This is a genomic window from Candidatus Symbiopectobacterium sp. NZEC127 (genome assembly GCF_025962675.1).
GTDB lineage: Bacteria > Pseudomonadota > Gammaproteobacteria > Enterobacterales > Enterobacteriaceae > Symbiopectobacterium.
The window spans coordinates 91102-109349 of the sequence record NZ_JAGFPG010000005.1 but is presented as its reverse complement, the minus strand read 5'-3'; the positions used below and the strand labels follow the sequence as shown (position 1 = coordinate 109349).

The window sequence follows — 18248 nt, the reverse complement described above, 5'->3', positions numbered from 1 at the left end:
CGAAGTGACGCGCTTCATGCTATGTTGGCGGCAATAATGATCGTTTTTTTGTATATATATCTTCGCGATACCACTGAAGGGGGACGGTTTTTGCATGAGCAATGAGTCAGCGCTCTACCGGATTCAATTTATGAATAACGGCAAAAATTATCAGCTTTACGTGCGGGAGCTGGTGCAAAGCAGTCTGTTTGGTTTTATCGAGATTGCGGATTTCGTTTTTGACAGCCCCTCCACCCTGCTGGTGGACCCTTCTACCGAGAAGCTGAAAACCGAGTTTTCCGGCGTGAATCGCAGCTTTATTCCGCTGCAAGCGGTGATCCGCATTGATGCCGTGACGGAGAAAGGGGCGGCCCGTATTTCCGAGCTGGGTGATAATGTCACCGCTTTCCCTTTCCTTCCTGGGAAAAAGCCCTGATGTCGTGGGAAATATCCCACTGGTGGTCTTTGGTTGTCAGCCTGATCCTGTTTCTCGGGTGGCGGCAGTTCCTGCGGCAACGACGCCAGCGCGCAGCGGACGATGCCGCGCCACTGCGCACGGTAGAGGCCGAGCTCGTCGCGCTGCGCGCCATAGCGCTGGCTCGCCCCACGCGCGCGCAACCGATGAATCCCGATCTTCCGGTGCGCTATCAGGCGACATTTAGGCTATTGCCCGCAGGAGAAAATATCACCTGCTACTTGAGCGAGGCCCAGTATCAGGCGCTGGCGTTGGGTATGACGGGCAGGTTGCAGGTACAGGGCTCACGCTTTGTGTCCTTCGTACCCGCATAGGACTATTTTTTTGTCCCGCTAGTGGGCTGGACACCTTTCATCTTTTTTTGCCACGCCAGCAGTTCAAATACGCCGAACAGAAAAATACGTGCTTCCAACGCGCGGCTCAGTGGCCCCTGTTCTTTACCGTGGCTGGCGCGTAACAACAGCACCTGAAAACCGTGCATCAACAGCGTAAACCCCATTGCGACCATCATGAAGATGTTCAGCGGGCGGGGAAAGGGCGCAATCAGGTTGGTGATTAAAAAGCCCCACACACCGATCATCAATATCCGACCCAGGTTAATCCAAATCATCTTCTGCCTCTTCATGCTGTGTGGGCGTAGCCTGGCGGACATACAGCCGGTAAGCCACTTGTCCTGCCACTTTTTCGCGGTGTAGCGTCCAGGTAACGGGGATCTCGAGCTCGCCATTTTCGGCCTCGGTTTCCACATAAATCCACGCCTCGGGTGCCAGCCAGCCCTGCTGTTCCAGCAAACTGAGCGTCTGGTTCAATAAATCCCGGCGAAAGGGGGGATCGAGAAACACCACGTCATAGGGTTCACCGCTCTGCGCCAGCCAGTTCAAGGTATTGGTATTGATGATGCGAGCGTTGTTCGCTTTCAACAGCACCGCATTCTGTTCCAGTTGCCGGGCGATGCCGCGTTCGTTTTCCAGCAGGGTGACATGTGCCGCGTAGCGCGACAGCGCTTCAAACCCCAGTGCGCCACTGCCTGCGAAGCCATCCAGGCAACGGGCCTGCTGAATGACCGGCGCAAGCCAGTTAAACAGCGTTTCACGAACGCGATCGGTGGTGGGACGCAGCCCAGGGCTGTCTGGCACGGGCAGCTTTCGTCCGCGCCACTGGCCGCCAATGATGCGGATTTGGCCTGCCTGTGCAGGTGCATTTTTTTTTGCCATCGTCTGTTTACTGTAGAACACCGGTTTGCCGGGTGCTGAGATTCGCTATCGGTAATAGGTAACCGCTATTCTAACGAGGGTTAGCAGGGGAAGAAATGTTAATATCAGGTTTCTCTGCGGTGGCGCGCGGTTTTGACCTACCCGGTTATCGGGATGACATACTTGGTTACCGAGATTGTCGCCACCTGCCCTGCCATGGTGCGTGTTGCTGCCGGGCGGAAAGTGGTAGACTCTGGGCTCGCCCCTGACCGGGCTATTGACTTCAATTATTTAAGCGCTGCTGTGAGCAGCTGCATGGGGCGCGATTGCGATATGACAAAAGAGAAAAAACGCGGTTTCTTTTCCTGGCTGGGATTAGGACGTCAGGAAGAGGAACGTACTGAGCAACCGCAAGCGGCAGAACAGCAGCAGGATGTGGCGCAGCCTCAGGACAGTGATGTGCCTGTGGTCTCGGAGGTTCACACCGAGACGCCAAACGACGAACCTGATGTGCAGCCTGAGGTTCACGCCGCGCAGGCGCATGAGCAAGCGGTCGCACAGCAGCCAGAATCGCCGCGCATCGCTGATATCGTTGAAACTGCTGAGACGACACAGGGTGCAGAATCGTCAGTGCGTGCAGAAGTGCCGGAGATTCCTGAATCGCAGCACAGCCTGCCACCACAAGATGTTCTGCAACCGCAAGACCGTGGCAATGAACAAGAGATAGATGAGCAAGAGATAACGCAAGCAGCGGAGAACGTTGCTGAGCCAGTGCCCGTCGCACAGGAGCAGGAAAGACCGACCAAAGAGGGCTTTTTCGCTCGACTGAAGCGCAGTCTGGTAAAAACCCGAGAAAATCTCGGTTCCGGATTTATCGGATTGTTTCGCGGTAAGAAAATCGACGACGATCTGTTTGAAGAACTGGAAGAGCAATTATTGATTGCTGATGTCGGCGTGGAAACCACGCGCAAGATTATTACCGACCTGACAGAGCACGCCAGCCGTAAGCAACTGAAAGATGCCGATGCGCTGTTGGTGAAACTGAAAGAAGAGATGGGCGCTATCCTTAACAAGGTGGACGAACCGCTCAACGTTGATGGGCATACCCCTTACGTGATCCTGATGGTGGGCGTTAACGGCGTCGGTAAAACCACCACCATCGGTAAGCTGGCGCGTCAGTTCCAGGCACAGGGTAAATCGGTGATGCTGGCTGCCGGGGATACCTTCCGTGCCGCTGCCGTGGAGCAGTTGCAGGTCTGGGGTCAGCGCAACAACGTGGCCGTGGTCGCGCAGCATACGGGGGCGGATTCCGCTTCGGTGATTTTTGATGCCATTCAGGCGGCGAAAGCGCGCGGTGCTGACGTGCTGATCGCCGATACCGCAGGGCGCTTGCAGAACAAAGCGCACCTGATGGAAGAATTGAAAAAAATTGTCCGCGTGATGAAAAAACTGGATGAGTCTGCGCCGCATGAAATCATGTTGACGCTGGACGCCAGCACCGGGCAAAACGCCGTCAGCCAGGCGAAACTGTTTAACGATGCTGTCGGCTTGACCGGCATCACCCTGACCAAGCTGGACGGCACCGCGAAAGGCGGGGTGATCTTCGCCATCGCCGATCAGTTTGGCATTCCTATCCGCTATATTGGGGTAGGGGAAGGTATTGATGATTTGCGTCCCTTTAAGGCTGACGATTTTATTGAGGCGCTTTTTGCCCGCGAAGACTGATGTCTCGTGAGGATGAACAGCTTGCCCGAGAGGATGAAAACGGATGATTCGCTTTGAACAAGTCAGTAAGGCTTATCTCGGTGGACGTCAGGCGTTGCAGGGGGTGGATTTCCATCTGCTCCCTGGGGAGATGGCGTTTCTGACGGGCCATTCCGGTGCCGGGAAAAGTACCCTGCTGAAATTGATTTGTGGCATAGAGCGCCCGAGCGCGGGCCAGATTTTGTTTAGCGGGCACAATATCAGCCGCTTGAAAAAGCAGGAGGTGCCCTTCTTGCGCCGCCAGATCGGCATGATCTTTCAGGATCACCATCTGCTGATGGATCGTACCGTCTACGATAACGTGGCGATGCCGCTGATTATTGCCGGGGCGAGCAGTGAAGATATCCGCCGCCGCGTGTCTGCCGCACTCGATAAGGTGGGCTTGCTGGATAAAGCCAAGAGCTACCCGATTCAATTGTCAGGCGGTGAACAGCAGCGCGTAGGCATTGCCCGCGCGGTGGTGAACAAACCGACGGTGCTGCTGGCGGATGAACCGACCGGTAACCTGGACAATGCGCTGTCTCAGGATATTTTGCGCCTGTTTGAAGAATTTAACCGCGTTGGCGTCACGGTGCTGATGGCAACGCACGACACGACGCTGATTGCCAGCCGTCAGTATCGCGTACTGACGCTGTCGCAAGGACGTATGCTGGGAGGCGTTTATGGCGACTAATTCCCGTAACGCGAAGCCCCGCGTGAGTAAGGAAAAAGCACTGCGCGGTGGCTGGCAAGAGCAGTGGCGCTATGCCTGGGATAATACGCTGGCGGATATGCTGCGCCAGCCGCTGGCGACGTTGTTGACTGTGATGGTGATTGCCATCTCCCTGACCTTGCCGAGTATCTGTTATCTGGTGTGGAAAAACGTCAGTCAAGCGGCGGAGCAGTGGTATCCCACGCCGCAGTTGACGGTCTATCTGGATAAAGCGTTGGATAATGATGCGGCGCAGGGCGTGATTAACACCCTTCAGGCTGAGGACGGGGTGGAGAAGGTCAACTACCTGTCCCGTGATGAAGCGATGGGCGAGTTCCGCAACTGGTCCGGCTTCGGCGGTGCGCTGGACATGCTGGAAGAGAATCCGTTGCCTGCCGTTGCCATCATTACGCCGAAGCTAAACTTCCAAAGCTCACAGACGCTGACTTCGCTGCGCGATCGCGTGGCGGCGGTGCACGGCGTCAGTGAAGTGCGTATGGATGATAGCTGGTTTGCCCGCCTGGTGGCGCTGACCTCACTGGTGGGTCAGGTGGCGGCTACCATCGGTATCCTGATGATTGTTGCCGTGTTCCTGGTCATCGGTAATAGCGTGCGTCTGAGTATTTTCAGCCGCCGTGAAACCATCAATGTCATGAAGCTGATAGGGGCGACGGACGGGTTTATTTTACGTCCGTTCCTCAACGGCGGTGCCTTGTTGGGCGGCGGTGGTGCGTTGCTGTCGCTGATTCTGTCGCAGGCGCTGGTCTGGAAGCTCTCTGCCGTGGTCGATCAGGTCGCGACGGTATTTGGGACACGCTTTGCCGTGACCGGGCTCAGTTGGGACGAATCACTGCTTCTGTTGTTGATTGCCGGAATGATTGGCTGGTTGGCGGCATGGCTGGCAACCGTACAACATTTACGTCGCTTTACACCAGAATGACTTTTTTCTGGTAGGATTTTCTGGTGCCTTGGCGTGCCAAGCGTTGGGCAACATCATCGACAGGTTCGCCTTGATCTGTCGCCGTCAGGCGATAAAATAGGATCAGTCGATGAAGCGAAGGAACTCGTGGTATCCGCCATGGTCAAAGTTCTTGTGCCGAAGCGGCAGTCAGGTTTATCGGTTTTGTTGTACTTAATGTGATGTGTAAAGCGGTATTTTATTCAGTCACGCGTAATTGAAGAGGGGTCGAATGACCAAAGATATGCAAACTTTCACCTTAGTTCCCCAGGGCAGTCTGGAAGGGTATATTCGTGCCGCCAACGCCTATCCGATGCTGACGGCGGAGGAAGAGCGGGCACTGGCTGAACGGCTGCATTACGAGGGCGATTTGGAATCGGCGAAAGCGCTGATCCTGTCGCACCTGCGCTTTGTGATTCACGTAGCCCGCACCTACGCCGGTTACGGATTGCCCCAGGCAGACCTGATTCAAGAAGGCAATATCGGCCTGATGAAAGCGGTGCGCCGCTTCAACCCGGAAATGGGTGTGCGTCTGGTGTCCTTTGCCGTGCACTGGATCAAGGCCGAAATTCACGAATATGTGTTGCGTAACTGGCGTATCGTCAAGGTCGCGACCACTAAAGCGCAGCGCAAGCTGTTCTTCAACCTGCGTAAGACCAAACAGCGTCTGGGCTGGTTTAATCAGGACGAAGTCGAACTGGTGGCCCGTGAATTGGGTGTCACCAGCAAAGATGTGCGTGAGATGGAATCGCGTATGGCCGCGCAAGACATGACGTTCGATCCGGCTCCGGATGATGAACCGCATGATGGTCAGGCGATGGCACCCATGCTGTATCTTCAGGATAAATCGTCTGATTTCGCCGATGGTATCGAAGAAGATAACTGGGATAACCACGCTGCGGATAAGCTCGCCTACGCGTTGGAAGGGCTGGATGAACGCAGCCAGCATATTATCCGGGCGCGCTGGTTGGATGATGACAACAAATCCACCTTGCAGGAACTGGCCGATCAATACGGCGTTTCCGCAGAACGTGTGCGTCAGTTAGAGAAAAACGCCATGAAGAAACTGCGGGCGGCGATTGAAGCTTGATGCAACAGCACTTATTTCGGATAGTGAGAAGGCCAACGTATGTTGGCCTTTTTTGTCATGCATAGTAAAGGATCAGTAGGGGGAATATTAGTCAGAGTAAGTTGTGATTTCATCCTTGATTTCCTGGGGTATAAATAATACGGTTTCTGTTGTTATTGAATGGTATTCTTGCTTTAAATGAAAATACTCATCATGCGTTTTTGACATAATATACATAAAATAAAAGTCGTTTAATTTTTTTATATTCAATGCGAGTATTTCGTAATCTTTTTCATCAACTCTTTGCATCAATATATCATTAAAAATAAATTCAGCCACCCTTGCATTAGTAATGCTATTACCAACACGTTCGGTAATGCCTATGTTATATTGATTACTATATTGAAAATCGGGGGGTAAAAAATTTTTTTCAAGCGGTGTATCTTTGTAGATCAACTGAATAAGAAAGTTTTGTATACAATACGACCATCTTACCTCAATGTGTTCTTGTTCAATATGTTGTTTACATGCCTCATCATGGGGGACCATATAATGGTGTGATGACATCAGGTTTAGTATATCTTTGTATATGTTCGATGCGTTATTGAATCGTTCCCATGTCGTATATCCAGTTCCGATGATATTCATCGCATATTTTATAATGAGAATTTGCAAGTATTCTATATCTTCTTTTTTGGGTCTTTTTTTGTAAGGTATACTCATCCAGGCATTGTTTAGCGTTTTTAAATGTTCAATTTTAACTGAGAGCTCATCATTCAATCTATTTATTCGTGTATCACAAATCTCTTTTTGTTGATAGATCTCATTTTCTATTTTTAGTAAATCAGAATTGTATTTTGATACATTGCTAATCGATTTTTCCTGGTTATAGTATGATGGGTAAACATTTGATAGTGTTATTTTCATTGTTTCTCCCTGATGTTAATAGGCTTATTAGTGTCTATTGTCATTTATGTGTTTTAAAATTTCATACATCATGAGTTTTTTCACTGTATTTATTATAATTATATTAATGTGAATAGTGTTATAACGAGCGTTACATGACGGGAACCAAAATAAGATTGGTTAACGTAGGGAAGTGAGGATATACCGTCATCCGTACCCCAGGCTAACGGACGAGGTGTTTTATCACAGGGTAGAAAAATAAGTGCATGAAGTGAGAACATCAGGGGGGGTAGGATACCCGTAGATTTACATGGCGTAGCGTTACGATTCGTCATGTACAACATTCGATCAATGCTGAGTCGTTCTCTGTTGTGGGGTTGATGAACCGCAGCATTCGTACGCAACAAAGGCAACTCGCGTGCAAAACCCTTTGCTTTTAAAATTCAGACCAGCCTGGGCTGGTCTGATGAATTTATGCTAACCTTCTGCAACATTACAGATATTCAGTAACTTTTTCATAGTAGCCTACAGCGATATTATGTTTGGCATCAGCAGGAATCAATGTTTTGTCACGTTTGAAATAGGCATTTTGCATCAGAAAGCTCACTTCTTCTCCCGACTGCCGGGCTTGCAGATAGTCATCATAAAATTCGACAACCTCCTTTACGTCACAATATAGTGCATCCTGCTGTGCGCATTCCTCACCGAACGAGAGCCGACATAACGTCAGCGCCGCCTGTGCGTTGGCGATAACACAGGCCAGACTACCGGGCACGCCGGTTGTTCTTAAACGGGTGAATACGCCATAGAAGAGTTTATTTTCTCTGTTCTGTGGCGCGTCTATGTTTTGGTAGACGAGTTCTCGGGAGAAATTATAAAGGCAACTTAGCCAGACGGTATTTCTGAGCGTTGAATCAATCCGCTGCGTGGTTTGCTCATCCAGCGTTAACGTGCAATGGGAGGATTTTATAAAATCATCGATATTACGATGTAAAAACTCCGATATTTGAAATGCTTCCCAATCAGTGTCCCCACACTTTATTGCCGTAAGCGAATATTTAATGCGTAACAACTGTAGGTTTTTCATTGCCACGGCAGCCGGATTTATCCCATTTTCTATTTTTTTACCATAAAATTCAGTGATTTCTTTTATGGCGGATCGTAATTTTTTATTAATTTCTCTCCGTGTTTCCTCAGCCATTTCCGGCTGGTTTTCAATGTCTTTCTGAAACTTTAATAAGTTCTTATTGTAGGTGCTAATAAAGGAAATATTCTGTTTTGGAATAGGGTTACGCGTGTCCATACTCACAGATCTAATCTGCATCAGATAATTTTCCAGTGGGGTAGGTAAGGGGAAATATACCCGATCCGCTATTCAGGGAATGGGTTTTCTTGATGGAAGAAGCGATTTTTAGAGAGGGTGAAATGAGCCTCTGGTGTTGATGGACAATGCCAATACGCGTGCGTTGTGCCATCGCGGCCCGCGTATTGGTTCGGCATGGCTCCGTTGCCGTATTGGGGAGAGGTTCCCCGTTGTTAGCGGTTAACTTCGCGTGTAGAGCCACCCTCCTGACACCGGAAAGAATCCACAGCTTTCCATAAAGCGATCCAGCACGGCTTCGTTGACGCCAGCGTGATCTGCGGCGGTCAGCCAAAATTCTTTCACGCCCGGTAACTGGCGCACTACCTCCTGAATCAGGTGCAAGCCGACACCACGGCGGCGCGTGGCTTCTCTGACCATCAGGTCATCGAGTTCCGCGTATTCGCCATCAATCTCCACCATCACCGCTGCCAGTAAGCGGTCATTGAAGCGGGATGCGAACAGGCGCTGGTGCAGGTTAAGACTCTGTTCCAGCAGGTCGAGATTCTGGTGAGGCCAAATCTTGGCGAGATCAATTCTATCCTGGTCGCTGAATAACGAGAGACATTCGACGGCGAGCTTCATTTCGATAACCCTCTCAATGCGTTTGCATAAAGCATAGCTGTAGCCTAAAGCATAATGTAGTAGTGATGTAGATAAACAGTTGTGTAAGTTTTTCTGTACGGTTAATAGGGAAAATGTTTTCCTCGCCGATGATTTTTCGAGTATTGAGTTGCCCATCGCTGCATAAAGCAGCATAACTAACTATGTATAAAATAAATAGTGGCTTATAAGGCTGGTATTTTATGCTGTTTACACCGCTTGTTTCTGATTGCGGGAGTTGATTTGCAGCATAAAATTCCTGTTTAATGACATGAAAAATAACGCCTTATTAGCGAAGTATAGCTAATAAAAAGCCTAACCTGTTCTTACTTATAAGAAAAAGATTGAGTATGGCGGGTTGATACAGGTTTGCAGGCGTACTCCATAACGACAGATAGGGTGAATCGAATGAAAGTAGCTAAAGGTAAAGTCGTACTGTTAGGGTGTATGGCAGCAGCGTTCGCACAGATGGCCCATGCAGAAGATATCAAGGTTGCCGTTGTCGGTGCCATGTCTGGCCCGGTTGCACAGTACGGTGACATGGAGTTTATCGGTGCGCGTCAGGCAATTGCTGACATCAACGCCAAAGGCGGCGTCAAGGGCAACAAGCTGGTTGCCGTCGAATATGACGATGCGTGTGACCCGAAACAGGCCGTTGCCGTTGCCAACAAAGTGATTAACGACGGCATCCGTTACGTGATTGGCCACCTGTGCTCCTCTTCTACCCAGCCTGCCTCCGATATCTATGAAGACGAAGGCGTGCTGATGATTACGCCGGCGGCGACGGCACCGGATCTGACCACCCGTGGTTACAAGCTGGTGCTGCGCACCACCGGTCTGGATTCCGATCAGGGCCCGACTGCCGCTAACTACATCGTCAATACCATCAAACCGCAGCGTATCGCCGTGGTGCACGACAAACAGCAGTACGGTGAAGGTCTGGCGCGTTCTGTTCAGGACAGCCTGAAAAAAGCGGGTGCCAACGTGGTGCTGTTTGAAGGCGTCACCGCCGGGGACAAAGATTTCTCCACGCTGGTCGCACGTTTGAAGAAAGAGAACGTGGATTTCGTTTACTTCGGCGGCTACTACCCGGAAATGGGCCAGATTCTGCGTCAGGCGCGTCAGGCGGGGTTGACCACCAAATTCATGGGACCGGAAGGGGTAGGTAACTCCTCGCTGTCCAACATCGCGGGGGCGGCGTCTGAAGGCATGCTGGTGACCCTGCCGAAACGTTATGACCAGGTTCCTGCCAACCAGCCGATCGTCGATGCGCTGAAAGCGAAAAAACTGGATCCGACCGGGCCGTTCGTCTGGACCACCTACGCCGCGTTGCAGTCTCTGACCACCGCGATGGAACGTAGCGGTGCGGAACCGGAAGCTATCGCAAAAGACCTGAAAGCCAACACCGTAGAGACGGTAATGGGCCCGTTGAGCTGGGATACAAAGGGTGACCTGAAAGGGTTTGAATTTGGCATCTTCGAGTGGCATGCAGACGGCACTTCTAGCGCAAAATAATCGCTGCCGCCCACTCAGTTCCTGAACACCGATGCCCCCACCGCCTTCAGGCCGTGGGGGCAAAATCTTAAGGTGTAAGGGTTAATTCTAAGGTAAAGGTATGTCCGAGCAGTTCCTCTATTTCCTTCAGCAAATGTTCAACGGCGTGACGTTGGGCAGCACCTATGCGCTGATTGCCATTGGCTACACCATGGTTTACGGCATTATCGGCATGATCAACTTCGCCCACGGCGAGGTCTACATGATCGGTAGCTATGTCTCTTTTATCGTTATTGCTGCACTGATGATGATGGGTATCGACGTCAGCTGGGTGCTGATCGGTGCCGGATTTATCGCGGCCATTGTGATCGCCAGTGCTTACGGCTGGAGCATCGAACGGGTAGCCTATAAACCGGTGCGAAATTCCAAACGCCTGATTGCGCTGATTTCCGCCATCGGGATGTCTATCTTTTTACAAAACTACGTCAGCCTGACGCAAGGTTCGCGCGATGTGGCGCTGCCGACGCTGGTGCATGGTCAACTGGTTGTCGGGGAAAGCAACGGCTTTGCCGCCACCATCACCACCATGCAGGTGACCATCTGGGTAGTCACCTTCATCACCATGCTGGCGTTAACCACCTTTATTCGCTATTCCCGCATGGGGCGCGCCTGCCGTGCCTGCGCGGAAGATCTGAAAATGGCCAGCCTGCTGGGCATCAGCACTGACCGCGTGATCTCGCTGACCTTTGTGATCGGCGCGGCGATGGCAGCGGTCGCTGGCGTATTGCTGGGCCAGTTCTACGGCGTGATCAACCCCTATATCGGTTTTATGGCGGGCATGAAAGCCTTTACCGCCGCAGTGTTAGGCGGGATCGGCAGCATTCCGGGTGCCATGATTGGCGGCCTGGTGCTGGGGGTGGCGGAAGCGCTGACCAGTGCCTACCTGAGTACGGAGTACAAAGACGTGGTCTCTTTCGCGTTGCTGATTGTGGTACTGCTGGTGATGCCAACCGGTATTCTGGGCCGCCCGGAGGTTGAGAAAGTATGAAACAGCTCAACCTGTTAAATGCGGTGATATCGGCGTTCACGCTGCTGGTGCTGGCGGCGTTCCTGATGGGAATGCAACTGGGCTTGGATGGCACCAGGTTGGTGGTGCGCGGGGCGGATGCCGTGCGCTGGAACCTGATTGGCGTTGGCTGCGTGGTGGTGTTCTTCTTCCAACTGCTGCGACCTTTCTTCCAAAGCGGAATGCGCAAACTGTCTGGCGGTGGCTCCTCACTGGTGTTACCGAGCTTTGACGGCAGTACGCCGCGTCAGAAAGTGCTGGCGGCGGTGCTGATTATCATTGCAGTGGTCTGGCCGTTTTTGGTGTCGCGCGGTTCGGTGGATATTGCCACGCTGACGCTGATCTACGTCATGCTGGGCTTGGGCCTGAACGTCGTGGTCGGTCTCTCAGGCCTTTTGGTGCTGGGCTACGGCGGTTTCTACGCCATTGGCGCTTATACTTACGCCTTGCTGAACCACTACTACGGGCTGGGTTTCTGGCAGAGCCTGCCGCTGGCGGGGATTGTGGCCGGATTGTCCGGTTTCCTGCTCGGTTTCCCGGTATTGCGCCTGCGCGGAGACTATCTGGCGATTGTGACGCTCGGTTTCGGTGAAATTGTGCGTATCCTGCTGCTCAACAACACTGAGTTCACCGGTGGCCCGAACGGCATCAGCCAGATTCCCAAACCCACTTTCTTTGGGCTGGAGTTCAGCCGCCGCGTCAGCGAAGGCGGTTGGGGCACCTTCCACGAAACGTTTGGCCTGAAGTATGACCCCAGCGATCGCATCATTTTCCTCTATCTGGTGGCGCTGCTGCTGGTTATCGCCACCCTGTTTGTCATCAACCGCTTACTGCGTATGCCGCTGGGACGCGCCTGGGAAGCGCTGCGTGACGATGAGATTGCCTGTCGTTCGTTAGGATTGAGCCCAACCCGTATCAAACTGACGGCGTTTACCATCAGTGCGGCGTTTGCCGGTTTTGCTGGCACGCTGTTTGCCGCGCGTCAGGGGTTTGTCAGTCCGGAATCCTTTACCTTTGCTGAATCCGCGTTCGTGCTCGCCATTGTGGTGCTGGGCGGTATGGGCTCTCAGTTCGCGGTGATCCTCGCGGCCATTCTGCTGGTGGTATCGCGTGAATTGATGCGCGATCTGAACGAGTACAGCATGCTGCTGCTGGGTGCTCTGATGGTGCTGATGATGATTTGGCGTCCGCAAGGGCTGTTGCCGATGAAGCGCCCGGAGATGAAGCTGAAGGTTGAGAAGAAGGAAGAACAGGCATGAGTACCCAACCCTTATTGTCGGTTCGTGGCCTGACCATGCGCTTTGGCGGCCTGCTGGCGGTCAACAATGTAGAACTGGACCTGAATCAGGGCGAAATCGTTTCTCTGATTGGGCCGAACGGCGCAGGTAAAACCACGGTATTTAACTGTCTGACCGGTTTTTATCGTCCGACTGGCGGCACCATTATGCTGCGCGATCGCCATCTGGAAGGGCTGCCGGGACAGCAGATTGCCCGCATGGGCGTGGTGCGTACCTTCCAGCATGTGCGTCTGTTCCGCGAAATGACGGTGATTGAAAACCTGCTGGTGGCGCAACATCAACACCTGAAAAGCGGCGTGTTTGCCGGTCTGCTGAAAACGCCGGGTTTCCGTCGCGCGGAAGCCGAAGCGCAGGAACTGGGTGCCATGTGGCTGGAGCGCGTTGGTCTGCTTGATTTGGCAAACCGTCAGGCGGGTAATCTGGCTTACGGTCAGCAGCGCCGTCTTGAGATTGTACGCTGCATGATGACGCGCCCAGACGTGTTGATGCTGGATGAACCCGCCGCCGGGCTGAACCCGAAAGAGACCGAAGAGCTGGATCACCTGATTGCTGAACTGCGCGATCGTCACCAGGTGTCGGTGCTGCTGATCGAGCACGATATGAAGCTGGTGATGGGCATTTCCGACCGCATCTATGTGGTGAATCAGGGAACGCCGCTGGCGCAGGGAACACCGGTTGAAATTCGCAATAACCCGGACGTGATCCGCGCGTATCTCGGGGAAGGATAAGCACTATGTTGTCATTTAATCAGGTTTCGGCGCACTACGGAAAAATCCAGGCGCTGCATGACGTCAGTCTGCACATCGAACAGGGTGAAATCGTGACGCTGATTGGGGCCAACGGCGCGGGAAAAACCACGCTGCTCGGCACCCTGTGCGGCGATCCGCGCGCGACGGCGGGCTCCATCATTTATGATGGAAAAGACATCACCCAGTGGCAGACGGCGCAGATTATGCGTGAAGCCATCGCCATTGTGCCAGAAGGCCGCCGCGTGTTTTCGCGCATGACGGTGGAAGAGAATCTGGCAATGGGCGGCTTCTTTGCCGACAAGGAGCAGTATCAGTCGCGCATTGCGCGGGTATACGATCTGTTCCCGCGTTTGTATGAGCGCCGTGCGCAGCGCTCCGGCACCATGTCCGGCGGTGAGCAGCAGATGCTGGCTATCGGACGCGCCTTGATGAGCCAACCGCGTTTGCTACTGCTGGATGAGCCCTCTCTGGGGCTGGCACCGATTATTATTTTGCAGATTTTTGATACTATCGCTCAACTGCGCGAAGAAGGGATGACCATCTTCCTGGTCGAGCAGAATGCGAATCAGGCGCTGAAATTGGCGGATCGTGGTTATGTGCTGGAGAATGGTCGGGTAGTATTGGAAGATACCGGTGCCGCCTTGCTGGCAAATGAGGCTGTGCGTTCTGCCTATCTCGGTGGATAACCCTGTCTGAACGGCCATTATTGCGCGACAATCGTAGTGTCTGGGTGGGCCAGCGTTGTCTGGCCCATCGTGTTATCTGATGAATCAAGAGAATGAAAATGGCAACGGAAGGATTACTGTCTCAGCGTATGGCGAGGCTGAAAAGCTCGGCGATTCGGGAATTGTTGAAACACAGCAAGATGGATCATGTGATTTCTCTGGCTGGGGGAATTCCTTCAGATGCCTTGTTCGATTTTGAAGGATTAAACCAGGCGACCCAGCGTGCGATTACCGAGCAGCCGAAAAACGCGTTTCAATACGGTTTGACGGAAGGCAGTGATACGCTGCGTGTGCGTATCGCCGAACTGTGCGCCCTGCGCGGTGTGAAAACTCACGCCGACGACATGGTGGTCACGGCAGGCTCACAGCAGGCGCTGGATCTGGTAATGCGTTCGCTGATTGACCCGAATGATGTGGTGGTGGTGGAACGCCCGACCTATCTGGCGGCATTGCAAACGCTGGAGCTGGCGGAAGCGCGCGTGATGTCGGTTGCATCCGACAAAGACGGCATGGTGGTGGACGAACTGGAAACCCTGCTGCACACCCAGCGCATCAAAGCGGTGTATCTGGTGCCAAACTTTGGTAACCCGAGCGGCGTGGTGCTGAACGAAGCGCGTCGTCGCCAGTTGATTACGCTGGCCGATCGCTATGGCTTTGTGATCATTGAAGATGACCCCTACGGTGAGCTGCGTTTCACCGACGAGCGCAACCCGACGCTGTTCCAACTGGGACAAGAGATGCTGGGTCACAACGATGCGGTGATCTACACCTCCACCTTTTCGAAGATTTTGGCACCGGGCCTGCGCCTCGGCTGGGCGATCCTGCCGCAGTGGCTGCTGCATAAAGTGGCGACCATCAAGCAGGCAGCGGATTTACACGCCAGTTCGCTGTCGCAAACCATCGCAGAGTACTATCTGGCGTCGGGGCGTTTGCCGACCCAAATCGACAAGATCCGCGAAGCCTACAAGCACAAGGGTGAACTGCTGGGATCGCTGATTGAACAAGAGCTGGGTGATGTGATCACCTTCAACCAGCCCAAAGGTGGCATGTTCCTGTGGGCGCGCTTCCGCGAGCCGTTCAACACCACGCAGTGGCTGGAGAAAACGCTGGAACAGGGTGTGGTGTTCGTACCGGGTGAGTTCTTCTTCCCGGAACGTCCTGATTACGCCACGCTGCGTTTCTCGTTTGCCACCGCAACGGATGAGCAGATGCACGAGGCGGTTGCTCGCCTGAAACGCGCACTCTAAGTTGAGTGGTGTACCAAAACCGCTGCCGGTGGGCAGCGGTTGCCTCCGACGCTAAACCGCGCCTCAGCACAGTTGTCGAATCAGATGCGGCAGTTCCTGACTGACAATCTCCAGCAGGGTATCGCGCGCCGTATCTGGCGCATTTCCTACCCACGCTACCGCCAGCGGTAAGGTGGTAAACGCTCCCTCGCCATGATCGATAGCCACGAAACGCACGTGTGGGGTTGCCATGCGCGCCGCCCAGCGCGGCATGATGGCACCGCCTACCTCGCTTGCCACCATGCTGAGAATGGTCTGTTTCTCATCGACAAGCTGCACAATATGAGGTTTAAGCCCGGCCTGATTGAACAGCTTGATGGTGACATCGTGGCTGTGTGGCCGCGCGCGGCGCGCCGGTACGATCAGCGGCAGCGTGGCGATATCTGCGATGGTCACGCTGTGGCGTGTGGCTAACGGATGGCGCTCGGCGATGGCGAGCACCACGTTTTCGTAGAGCAGAAAGCGGGTGGTGAGTTGCGGATCGCTCTCTTTCATCGGGCGGATAAACGCCATATCCAGCCGACCGGATTTCAGCTTCGGCAGCAGTTGCGCGGTTTTGTTTTCATCAATGCGAACATCCACCTCGGGGCAGGCGTGACGAAATGCAGGTAGCAAGTGAGGCACCAGCGCAATCGCCGCGCTGTCGATAGCCCCAATGCGCAATGTGCGTGCCTGAAGGCGTCCCTGACGGCGGAAATGGGCTTCCAGCGCGTCCACCTCAGCCACGATTTTCTTCCCTTCTTCCAACAGTTTGTGACCGTGTGCCGTCAGCGCCACGCTGCGTGTGGAACGCACGAACAGACGCACGTTGAGGCTCTCTTCCAACAGGCGAATATGGCGTCCGAGGGCGGAGGGCAGCATATCGAGCTGCTGGGCCGCGTGGCCGAAGTGTAGTGCGTCTGCCACCGCGATAAAGCAGCGCAACTGGCGGAGTTCCATGGGCGACCCTCAGTAATGGGTAGAGCGAGCGCGTAGATAATAGCGCCGTTTTCAGCCTGAACAAGCGGTGAAAAAATGCTCATGCTGTGGCGGTGATCCCTATCACAGAACCGTAAGGCGTAAAATGGGTGCAACTGTTAATAATACGTGACTCGCTTGTTTGTTTTTATCGCTTTTCCACATTAAAAATAGGTGAATATTGATCGCCATCATCGAATTCAGCGCTACCCTGATTACACCGCTGGATTATGCAAATTATTTATATAATCCCAAGTGAATGATCCCGCCATTGTTCTGACGCATAGTCTGACCAGAAATAAAGTGTATTAACCAGTCTTATTATTTTTTCCTACTCTTACCCTATTATTCTGGAATGCATAATGAAAACAGATATTGAAAATGTGACGCTGAAAAAGATCACCTGGCGAATTATACCCTATGTCATGGTGGTTTATTTTGTCGGTTTTTTTGACCGTATTAATATCGGATTTGCTGCGTTAACCATGAATCAGGATTTAGGTTTTTCCGATGCGGTATTTGGTTTGGGCGCGGGTTTGTTTTTTCTCGGTTATTTTCTCACTGATGTTCCCTCCAATATTATTTTGCAAAAAGTCGGCCCGCGCATTTGGCTCACGCGTATTTTGCTGAGTTGGGCGGTAATCACCGCTTTTATGATAAATGTGAAAACCGTGGAAGGATTTTATACTTTACGTTTTCTATTGGGCGTCGCGGAAGCGGGTTCGTTCTCCGGCATTATTCTCTATCTCAGCACCTGGTTCCCGATGAAACGTCGGGCGCAGATGATTGCCTTGTTTATGGCCGCCGCCCCCCTTTCCGCAATGGTTGGCTCACCGCTGGCAGGAGCCATTCTCAGCGCGCACGGTGCGCTTGGCCTGGCCGGTTGGCAGTTGATGTTCCTGATTTGCACCGTGGCGGCGACGGTAATGGGCGTGTTTACCTGGTTCTATGTTAACGACCGGCCGGAGAAAAACCGTTGGTTAACGGCGGAAGAAACGCAGTGGCTGGTGGCGACGCTGGCGGCGGAAAAACAGAACAAAGGCGACGCGGTGAAAGTCAGTATCTGGAAAGGACTGACCGATATCCGCGTCCTGACGCTGGCGGTGGTCTATTTCGGCACGTCTGCCGGGCTCTATTCTCTTAATATCTGGTCGCCGCAGTTTATCAAATCCTTTGGTTTAACCACCATGCAGATTGGCCTGATCAACGCGGTGCCTTCAGCCATGGCAGCCATTGCGATGGTGATGTGGGCGCGGCATTCCGATAAAACCAAAGAGCGCACCTGGCATGTGGTGAGCGCGTGTTTACTGGCGAGCACCGGGTTTGTGCTGGCGGGGTGGGCACAGTCGTTACCGCTGGCGATTGCCGCGCTGGTAATGGCCAATATGGGGATTTCTTCGTGTAAGCCACCGATCTGGAGTATCCCGTCTCTGTTCCTGAGCGGGCCTGCCGCCGCTGCCGGACTGGCCGCCATCAACTCCATCGGTAACCTGGGTGGCTTTGCCGGGCCGGCGTTGATTGGCTGGCTAAAAAACAACACTGGCAGCTTTTCGCTGGCGTTGTATTGCGTCGCAGGCATGTTGGTGGTTTCCGCAGTATTAACCTTGTCGATTGAAGTGCGTCGTCGTCGCGACGCCGCAAAGCTCGAATTAACCCATTTAATTAAATAAAGCCG

General features: G+C 53.1%; 19 protein-coding genes. 13 read left to right on the top strand and 6 right to left on the bottom strand.

Going from position 1 to position 18248, the window contains the following annotated elements:
• The first annotated feature begins 94 nt into the window (after positions 1 to 94).
• Both J5069_RS18065 and J5069_RS18060 read left to right on the top strand, forming a co-directional pair.
• Positions 95 to 415: a DUF1820 family protein gene (locus tag J5069_RS18065; protein ID WP_264645173.1), complete on the top strand. Its 321-nt coding sequence runs from the start codon at positions 95 to 97 to the stop codon at positions 413 to 415.
• The gene (locus J5069_RS18060; RefSeq protein ID WP_264628985.1) at positions 415 to 768 is read left to right on the top strand and encodes a DUF2500 domain-containing protein; all 354 of its coding nucleotides are present in this window, start codon (positions 415 to 417) and stop codon (positions 766 to 768) included. The genes J5069_RS18065 and J5069_RS18060 overlap by 1 nt, the downstream gene beginning before the upstream one ends.
• A 2-nt stretch (positions 769 to 770) precedes the next feature.
• Here J5069_RS18060 and J5069_RS18055 read toward each other — a convergent pair whose 3' ends face one another.
• Positions 771 to 1064, bottom strand: a complete 294-nt coding sequence (locus tag J5069_RS18055; RefSeq protein WP_264645172.1) for a DUF1145 family protein — start codon at positions 1062 to 1064, stop codon at positions 771 to 773.
• Positions 1051 to 1668: a 16S rRNA (guanine(966)-N(2))-methyltransferase gene (gene rsmD, locus J5069_RS18050; protein WP_264645171.1), complete on the bottom strand. Its 618-nt coding sequence runs from the start codon at positions 1666 to 1668 to the stop codon at positions 1051 to 1053. Before rsmD ends, J5069_RS18055 begins: the two co-directional genes overlap by 14 nt.
• 312 nt (positions 1669 to 1980) lie before the next feature.
• Between rsmD and ftsY the strand changes: the two genes are divergently transcribed.
• The 4 genes from ftsY (at position 1981) to rpoH (ending at position 6150) form a co-directional block, all read left to right on the top strand.
• Complete coding sequence (gene ftsY / locus J5069_RS18045) at positions 1981 to 3372, top strand: signal recognition particle-docking protein FtsY (protein WP_264645311.1); 1392 nt, start codon at positions 1981 to 1983, stop codon at positions 3370 to 3372.
• A 43-nt stretch (positions 3373 to 3415) separates the two neighbouring features.
• Positions 3416 to 4084, top strand: a complete 669-nt coding sequence (ftsE, locus tag J5069_RS18040) for a cell division ATP-binding protein FtsE (protein ID WP_264645170.1) — start codon at positions 3416 to 3418, stop codon at positions 4082 to 4084.
• Positions 4074 to 5042: a permease-like cell division protein FtsX gene (gene ftsX, locus J5069_RS18035; RefSeq protein ID WP_264645169.1), complete on the top strand. Its 969-nt coding sequence runs from the start codon at positions 4074 to 4076 to the stop codon at positions 5040 to 5042. Before ftsE ends, ftsX begins: the two co-directional genes overlap by 11 nt.
• Before the next feature lie 250 nt (positions 5043 to 5292).
• Positions 5293 to 6150: an RNA polymerase sigma factor RpoH gene (gene rpoH / locus J5069_RS18030; RefSeq protein ID WP_264645168.1), complete on the top strand. Its 858-nt coding sequence runs from the start codon at positions 5293 to 5295 to the stop codon at positions 6148 to 6150.
• A gap of 87 nt (positions 6151 to 6237) precedes the next feature.
• Here the strand turns inward: rpoH and J5069_RS18025 are convergent, their stop codons facing one another.
• The 3 genes from J5069_RS18025 to panM form a co-directional block, all read right to left on the bottom strand.
• Positions 6238 to 7056 carry a hypothetical protein gene (locus J5069_RS18025; protein ID WP_264645167.1) on the bottom strand — a complete coding sequence of 273 codons (819 nt, stop codon included), beginning with the start codon at positions 7054 to 7056 and terminating at the stop codon, positions 6238 to 6240.
• 472 nt (positions 7057 to 7528) lie between these two features.
• A complete protein-coding gene (locus J5069_RS18020) occupies positions 7529 to 8338 on the bottom strand; it encodes a hypothetical protein (RefSeq protein WP_264645166.1) in 810 nt (269 codons plus the stop codon).
• Positions 8339 to 8578: 240 nt separating this feature from the next.
• The gene (panM, locus tag J5069_RS18015; protein ID WP_264645165.1) at positions 8579 to 8980 is read right to left on the bottom strand and encodes an aspartate 1-decarboxylase autocleavage activator PanM; all 402 of its coding nucleotides are present in this window, start codon (positions 8978 to 8980) and stop codon (positions 8579 to 8581) included.
• A 426-nt stretch (positions 8981 to 9406) separates the two neighbouring features.
• On the opposite strand from panM, the gene J5069_RS18010 reads away from it, so the two are divergent.
• The 6 genes from J5069_RS18010 to J5069_RS17985 all read left to right on the top strand — a co-directional run bounded on the left by J5069_RS18010 (position 9407) and on the right by J5069_RS17985 (position 15577).
• The gene (locus J5069_RS18010; protein ID WP_264645164.1) at positions 9407 to 10513 is read left to right on the top strand and encodes a branched-chain amino acid ABC transporter substrate-binding protein; all 1107 of its coding nucleotides are present in this window, start codon (positions 9407 to 9409) and stop codon (positions 10511 to 10513) included.
• A 100-nt stretch (positions 10514 to 10613) separates the two neighbouring features.
• Positions 10614 to 11540 carry a high-affinity branched-chain amino acid ABC transporter permease LivH gene (livH, locus tag J5069_RS18005; RefSeq protein ID WP_264626545.1) on the top strand — a complete coding sequence of 309 codons (927 nt, stop codon included), beginning with the start codon at positions 10614 to 10616 and terminating at the stop codon, positions 11538 to 11540.
• The gene (locus J5069_RS18000; RefSeq protein ID WP_264645163.1) at positions 11537 to 12817 is read left to right on the top strand and encodes a high-affinity branched-chain amino acid ABC transporter permease LivM; all 1281 of its coding nucleotides are present in this window, start codon (positions 11537 to 11539) and stop codon (positions 12815 to 12817) included. The genes livH and J5069_RS18000 overlap by 4 nt, the downstream gene beginning before the upstream one ends.
• Positions 12814 to 13584 (top strand): high-affinity branched-chain amino acid ABC transporter ATP-binding protein LivG, encoded by a 771-nt coding sequence (gene livG / locus J5069_RS17995; protein WP_264645162.1) that lies wholly within the window; start codon positions 12814 to 12816, stop codon positions 13582 to 13584. The genes J5069_RS18000 and livG overlap by 4 nt, the downstream gene beginning before the upstream one ends.
• 5 nt (positions 13585 to 13589) lie before the next feature.
• Positions 13590 to 14291 carry a high-affinity branched-chain amino acid ABC transporter ATP-binding protein LivF gene (gene livF / locus J5069_RS17990; RefSeq protein WP_222159097.1) on the top strand — a complete coding sequence of 234 codons (702 nt, stop codon included), beginning with the start codon at positions 13590 to 13592 and terminating at the stop codon, positions 14289 to 14291.
• A gap of 98 nt (positions 14292 to 14389) precedes the next feature.
• Entirely contained in the window at positions 14390 to 15577 is a 1188-nt protein-coding gene (locus tag J5069_RS17985; protein WP_264645310.1) for a PLP-dependent aminotransferase family protein, read from the top strand.
• 63 nt (positions 15578 to 15640) lie between these two features.
• On the opposite strand, the gene J5069_RS17980 is transcribed toward J5069_RS17985, so the two are convergent.
• Positions 15641 to 16555, bottom strand: coding sequence for a LysR family transcriptional regulator (locus tag J5069_RS17980; RefSeq protein ID WP_264645161.1), 915 nt, complete (start codon positions 16553 to 16555; stop codon positions 15641 to 15643).
• 380 nt (positions 16556 to 16935) lie between these two features.
• Here J5069_RS17980 and J5069_RS17975 point away from each other — a divergent pair, with 380 nt between their 5' ends.
• On the top strand, positions 16936 to 18243 hold the full coding sequence (locus J5069_RS17975; protein ID WP_264645160.1) for an MFS transporter: 1308 nt from the start codon (positions 16936 to 16938) through the stop codon (positions 18241 to 18243).
• The last annotated feature ends 5 nt before the right edge of the window (positions 18244 to 18248 follow it).

Excerpts from the sequence above, each read along its gene's own strand:
- J5069_RS18055 (WP_264645172.1), bottom strand. The coding sequence starts at position 1,064 with ATGATTTGGATTAACCTGGGTCGGATATTGATGATCGGTGTGTGGGGC.
- rsmD (WP_264645171.1), bottom strand. The coding sequence starts at position 1,668 with ATGGCAAAAAAAAATGCACCTGCACAGGCAGGCCAAATCCGCATCATT.
- livG (WP_264645162.1), top strand. The coding sequence starts at position 12,814 with ATGAGTACCCAACCCTTATTGTCGGTTCGTGGCCTGACCATGCGCTTT.
- panM (WP_264645165.1), bottom strand. The coding sequence starts at position 8,980 with ATGAAGCTCGCCGTCGAATGTCTCTCGTTATTCAGCGACCAGGATAGA.
- livF (WP_222159097.1), top strand. The coding sequence starts at position 13,590 with ATGTTGTCATTTAATCAGGTTTCGGCGCACTACGGAAAAATCCAGGCG.
- ftsY (WP_264645311.1), top strand. The coding sequence starts at position 1,981 with ATGACAAAAGAGAAAAAACGCGGTTTCTTTTCCTGGCTGGGATTAGGA.
- J5069_RS18060 (WP_264628985.1), top strand. The coding sequence starts at position 415 with ATGTCGTGGGAAATATCCCACTGGTGGTCTTTGGTTGTCAGCCTGATC.
- J5069_RS18065 (WP_264645173.1), top strand. The coding sequence starts at position 95 with ATGAGCAATGAGTCAGCGCTCTACCGGATTCAATTTATGAATAACGGC.
- ftsX (WP_264645169.1), top strand. The coding sequence starts at position 4,074 with ATGGCGACTAATTCCCGTAACGCGAAGCCCCGCGTGAGTAAGGAAAAA.
- rpoH (WP_264645168.1), top strand. The coding sequence starts at position 5,293 with ATGACCAAAGATATGCAAACTTTCACCTTAGTTCCCCAGGGCAGTCTG.
- J5069_RS17980 (WP_264645161.1), bottom strand. The coding sequence starts at position 16,555 with ATGGAACTCCGCCAGTTGCGCTGCTTTATCGCGGTGGCAGACGCACTA.
- J5069_RS18020 (WP_264645166.1), bottom strand. The coding sequence starts at position 8,338 with ATGGACACGCGTAACCCTATTCCAAAACAGAATATTTCCTTTATTAGC.
- J5069_RS18010 (WP_264645164.1), top strand. The coding sequence starts at position 9,407 with ATGAAAGTAGCTAAAGGTAAAGTCGTACTGTTAGGGTGTATGGCAGCA.
- J5069_RS18000 (WP_264645163.1), top strand. The coding sequence starts at position 11,537 with ATGAAACAGCTCAACCTGTTAAATGCGGTGATATCGGCGTTCACGCTG.
- J5069_RS18025 (WP_264645167.1), bottom strand. The coding sequence starts at position 7,056 with ATGAAAATAACACTATCAAATGTTTACCCATCATACTATAACCAGGAA.
- ftsE (WP_264645170.1), top strand. The coding sequence starts at position 3,416 with ATGATTCGCTTTGAACAAGTCAGTAAGGCTTATCTCGGTGGACGTCAG.
- J5069_RS17975 (WP_264645160.1), top strand. The coding sequence starts at position 16,936 with ATGAAAACAGATATTGAAAATGTGACGCTGAAAAAGATCACCTGGCGA.
- J5069_RS17985 (WP_264645310.1), top strand. The coding sequence starts at position 14,390 with ATGGCAACGGAAGGATTACTGTCTCAGCGTATGGCGAGGCTGAAAAGC.
- livH (WP_264626545.1), top strand. The coding sequence starts at position 10,614 with ATGTCCGAGCAGTTCCTCTATTTCCTTCAGCAAATGTTCAACGGCGTG.